This window comes from Albidovulum sp., assembly GCF_049646345.1.
GTDB lineage: Bacteria > Pseudomonadota > Alphaproteobacteria > Rhodobacterales > Rhodobacteraceae > Albidovulum.
In genome coordinates this window covers 1-4,491 of sequence record NZ_JBARVQ010000344.1, presented here as the reverse complement: position 1 = coordinate 4,491, position 4,491 = coordinate 1, and the positions used below count along the sequence as shown (strand labels likewise).

Genomic DNA, 4,491 nt, shown 5'->3' with positions numbered 1-4,491 from the left:
GGGCGGCTCGGCCTTTGGCGCCTATGTGCTCGGCCTCGCCTTCGCCTTCGGCTGGACGCCCTGTATCGGCCCGCAACTGGGGATGATCCTGTCCCTCGCCGCGCAGGACGGATCGCTGGCGCGTGGGACAGGGCTCCTGGCGATCTATGCGATCGGTCTGGGCATCCCCTTCCTTCTGGTCGCGGCCTTCTTCCCGCGCCTGACCGGGGCCATGGCTTTTCTCAAACGCCATATGGAGCAGATCGAGCGGGTCATGGGACTTCTGCTCTGGACCATCGGTCTGTTGATGCTGACAGGCGGCTTCAGCCAGTTTTCCTACTGGCTGCTGGAAACCTTCCCCGGCCTCGCCGCACTCGGCTAACAATCCTCAGCCGCTGCAACTGTCGTTTGACAATGCAGCCAATGCCGCATCACCTTCCGTTTGTGACATATAGCGGCTCCAGCCCATGCGATAGGCGCGGCCATCCGCTGCCTTGTTGATGAACTCGGCGATGGTGCTTCCGTCCGGTGACAGGATCAGAAGCCGGCCGGAGTTTTCTTCCTCTGCCATCAGCAGGTTGCCGGGCATGACGCGGAACAATCCCTCAAACAGGGTCTGCACATGCGGCTGCTCCATCGCGCGGGACCAGGGCACGCTGATTTCGCCGGTTGCGAAGTCATAGACATTGATCTGGTTGGTATTGTGCACCCGCGCCCCGGTGCCCCGGTCATAGGCCTTGTTGTTGAAAACGGCGATGCGGTGATCGTCGAGGATATCGACGTCATGCTGCGCAAGCCACGGGCCCTGTTGCATCCAGATGATCTCATCGGTTGAGGGACGATAGAGCATGATCATCGACAGGTGGCGGAAGCTGAGGAACAGATCGCCCTTCTTCCAATAGGGGCCATCCTGCAAGACCGGTTCGATGTCATTCAGGTGCAACGGGTCCTTCTGATAGCCCCCGGCGGTGAAGACGATGTATTCCATGCCGTGACGCAGGAAGATGCGGGTGGCAGACTGTTTCTTGATGACATGGCCATCGGGGCCAAGATGAACGATCGCATCGTCGATGAAATCGCTGCTGACGCGTTTGATCTCTGACGGCTCATAATAGCCCGGTATCCAGTATCCGCCGTCGCCGTCGCTTTCCGTCGAATGGTGCAGAAGTTCGTCGGTCCGCCCCCAGAGTTTTTCCGAACAGGCCCCCAGAGCGAAAAGATAGGATTGGTGATCCTTGGTGATCAATTCACCGGTTTCGGTCAGATAGGGATGGATTACGCGATAATGCTCTTTGGTCCAGTTGGTGTATTCGGCGATCTTCGAATCGCGCGGTGCATCCTTCAGCAAAGCTTCGGCATCGGGGTGCCAGCTGTGTTTGACACCCGCATCGGCAAGGGACACCAGCTCAACCACATGGCGCTTCGCATCGCCGTCATAGCGTGACAACAGAATGTACCCCCCGGGCCGCGGGCCCGGGGCAAAGGTCCAGCCAGCGGGTTTGTCACCGAACCGGTCCGGCTGAAAGGCCATCATCGCGTGATCGCCGTCGAGCATGGTTTTGACCGTGTCCGGGATTTCAGCAACGGACAGCGCCACTTCCGACATCGCGCCAAATCTGTTGCCGTCCCTTTCGCCGTCCAGAACCGCGGCACCAAAGACGATGGCCCCCAGCGCGAACAGAAAAAAGAGGATAAGAACCGCCCAGAATTCAATCTTTGCAAATAGCAGACGCTGCATCAAACCACCCATTACCGCATCATTAATCACAACACGCCAACAGTAGCACCCGGAACGGGCTTGGCAAAGCTGCCTTTCGGGTGCCTTGCGATCCCATATGTTAAGACCGTGCGGCGGGCGGGATCGATTCGTACTTTGGCCGCAACCGATGCCCTCGCATTGCCGGGGCAACGGTCGAAAACGGCGGTTGCGTCATTTGCGCAGTGCTTCGGCCCCGTCGCGGGGATTGGTTTGGAAGGGTGATTTTAGGGATGGGTATGGCGACGTCACCAATACCTGCAGGGTCCGGGCGGGAAAGCGGCCCGTCAGCCGCCCTCCGTCCAGCGCAGGTGCCCGTCAAGCCGCCCCTCGGTCACATGCCCACGCAGCACATTCAGCCTGATGAAACGCGACTCGCGCACACCCTTGTCGCCGAAATCCATACCGCGGACCTGCGCGGCCAGTTCCGCGACCGCCTCGGCAAAGTTCTTTTGCGGCTGGTGGTTCGGGGCGAGGGCCGCAAACCGGGAAAAATCAACGCGGTAGGACCGGTTGTCAGGGGCGGCATTGGTGTTGATCTCGACCGCGACACCGCCCAGTTCCTGGCCGACATCCTTGGCCAGCTGGCCGATCTGCCAGGTCCAGTCCTGCGATCCGACATTGACCTCAACCAGCGTATCGCCATCCCGCGTTACCGCCCATTCAATCGCGCGCGACATGTCATCGACATGGATCAGCGGGCGCCAGGGCGTGCCATCGGACAGAACCTCGATCTTGCCGGTGCGCAGGGCGGTGGCGACGAAATCGTTCAGCACCAGATCAAGCCGAAGCATCGGGCTGGCGCCGCAGGCGGTGGAAAAGCGCAAGCTGGTGACCATGAAATCGTCGGTCGCGAAGGGGCGCAGGCCAACTTCTGTCGCGACCTTGGAGCGGGCATAGGCGGTCAGCGGATTGAGCGTGTCAGTCTCCTTGCGGAAACTGTCGGATCCCGCACCATACATCGAACAGGACGAGGCAAAGACAAACCGCTTTACGCCCGCCTCACGCGCAGCCCGGGCGGCCCCCAGAACGGCTTCGGAATTGATCTCGGCCGTCGCCCCTTCGAATTCCTTGCCGATCGGATCATTCGATACGGCGGCAAGGGCCACGACCGCATCCATTCCGGCAAAATCGGCAGGGCCGAGATCGCGGACATCGGCGCGGCGCTGGCTGGCGAAGGCCGCATCGGGGAAGGCTTCGCTTTCAGAACCGTCAAACCAGTTTGCATCGACGCCGTGTACCTCGGCACCAGACAGGGCCCGTGTCAGATGGTTCGCCGCGACCGGGCCGATATAGCCCCTGTGCCCGATAAGCATGATCTTCATATCAATCCTCGTCCTTCACCCGTTCGGGCGCCGCGCAGGCGTCCCTCCATTCAATGGCATAGCTGTAGCGCGGCGATTGGCCTTGTGCTACCCCGCTGGCATTGCATGAGGAATTTCACCGGCCGGTCCGGGACGGTTGAACATCAGTATGATACGCGTGGACGGGTCTCTGAGCAGATCCCGTACAGGTTCGATTTCGAAAGGGAGTCCAGTTGATGAAATGCGTGTTGCTCGCCGGTGGTTTCGGCACAAGACTTGCCGAGGAAACCACCCGCATTCCAAAACCGATGGTCGAGATCGGCGGTCGCCCGATCCTGTGGCACATCATGAAGATCTATGCCGCCCATGGCATCAACGACTTCGTGATCTGCTGCGGCTACAAGGGCTATGTCATCAAGGAATACTTCGCGAACTACTACCTGCATGGCGCGGATGTGACCTTTGATCTGCGCAAAGGCACGACCGAAGTGATCAACAACCAGAGCGAGCCGTGGCGTGTCACGCTGATCGATACAGGTCAGGAAAGCATGACTGGCGGCAGATTGCGTCGTGTGATGCCATATCTAAAGGATGAAGAGGCGTTCTGCATGACCTATGGCGACGGCGTGGGCAATATCGACGTGTCGCGCTCCATCGCCTTTCACAAGGCGCATGGCAAGATGGCGACTATCACCGCGGTCCCGCCCGCGGCCCGTTTCGGTCGGCTTGACATCAGTGACGGTCAGGTCAACGAATTTTCCGAAAAGCCTGCCGATGATGGCGGCGTCATCAACGGCGGCTATTTCGTCCTGTCGCCCAAGGTCGCGAAACATCTGGTGGACGATGCGACGATCTGGGAACGCGCGCCGCTGATGGCACTGGCCAAGGAAGGTGAGCTGATGGCCTATGAACACAAGGGCTTCTGGCAGCCGATGGATACGATCCGCGAGCGGCAGGAGCTTGAGGCCCATTGGGCGACCGGCGAAGCGCCCTGGAAGATCTGGTAAGGCGGGGGCGGATATGAACGTGTTGAGTGGAGATATGTGTGTGACGACCAATGCCAAATGCCGCCATTGCGGCACCGATATGCCGCTGAGCCTTGTCGATCTTGGCCAGTCGGCAGTTGCCAATTCCTATGTGCCGATGGCAAAGGCCGATGCCCCTGAACCGCGTTACGGGCTGCATGTCCGGGTCTGTGAAAACTGCTGGCTGGCGCAGGTTGATGAGGATGTCCCGCCCGAGACAATCTTTTCAGGCGATTACGCCTATTTCTCGTCCTTCTCGTCCAGCTGGTTGGCACATGCCAGGAGCTATGCCGGGATGATGGCGAAACGCCTGAACCTCGGCCCTGACAGTCTGGTGATCGAGATCGCGTCGAATGACGGCTATCTTCTGAAGAACTTTGTGGCCGATGGCATCCCGGTTCTGGGCATTGAGCCCTCGGGATCCGTC

Annotated in this window: 5 protein-coding genes; 3 read left to right on the top strand and 2 right to left on the bottom strand. The window is 59.9% G+C overall.

The window, feature by feature from the left end; all coding sequences use genetic code 11:
- On the top strand, positions 1-361 hold a 361-nt coding region (locus tag WBB85_RS08600; protein ID WP_432638210.1), incomplete at its 5' end, for a cytochrome c biogenesis CcdA family protein.
- 6 nt (positions 362-367) lie between these two features.
- On the opposite strand, the gene WBB85_RS08595 is transcribed toward WBB85_RS08600, so the two are convergent.
- Positions 368-1,717 (bottom strand): arylsulfotransferase family protein, encoded by a 1,350-nt coding sequence (locus WBB85_RS08595; protein ID WP_432638209.1) that lies wholly within the window; start codon positions 1,715-1,717, stop codon positions 368-370.
- A gap of 305 nt (positions 1,718-2,022) precedes the next feature.
- Entirely contained in the window at positions 2,023-3,060 is a 1,038-nt protein-coding gene (locus tag WBB85_RS08590) for an NAD-dependent epimerase/dehydratase family protein (protein WP_432638208.1), read from the bottom strand.
- A 215-nt stretch (positions 3,061-3,275) separates the two neighbouring features.
- Between WBB85_RS08590 and rfbF the strand changes: the two genes are divergently transcribed.
- Both rfbF and WBB85_RS08580 read left to right on the top strand, forming a co-directional pair.
- Entirely contained in the window at positions 3,276-4,046 is a 771-nt protein-coding gene (gene rfbF / locus WBB85_RS08585; RefSeq protein ID WP_432638207.1) for a glucose-1-phosphate cytidylyltransferase, read from the top strand.
- Positions 4,047-4,086: 40 nt separating this feature from the next.
- Positions 4,087-4,491, top strand: a 405-nt coding sequence (locus tag WBB85_RS08580; RefSeq protein ID WP_432638206.1) for a class I SAM-dependent methyltransferase, incomplete at its 3' end; no start/stop codon positions are given.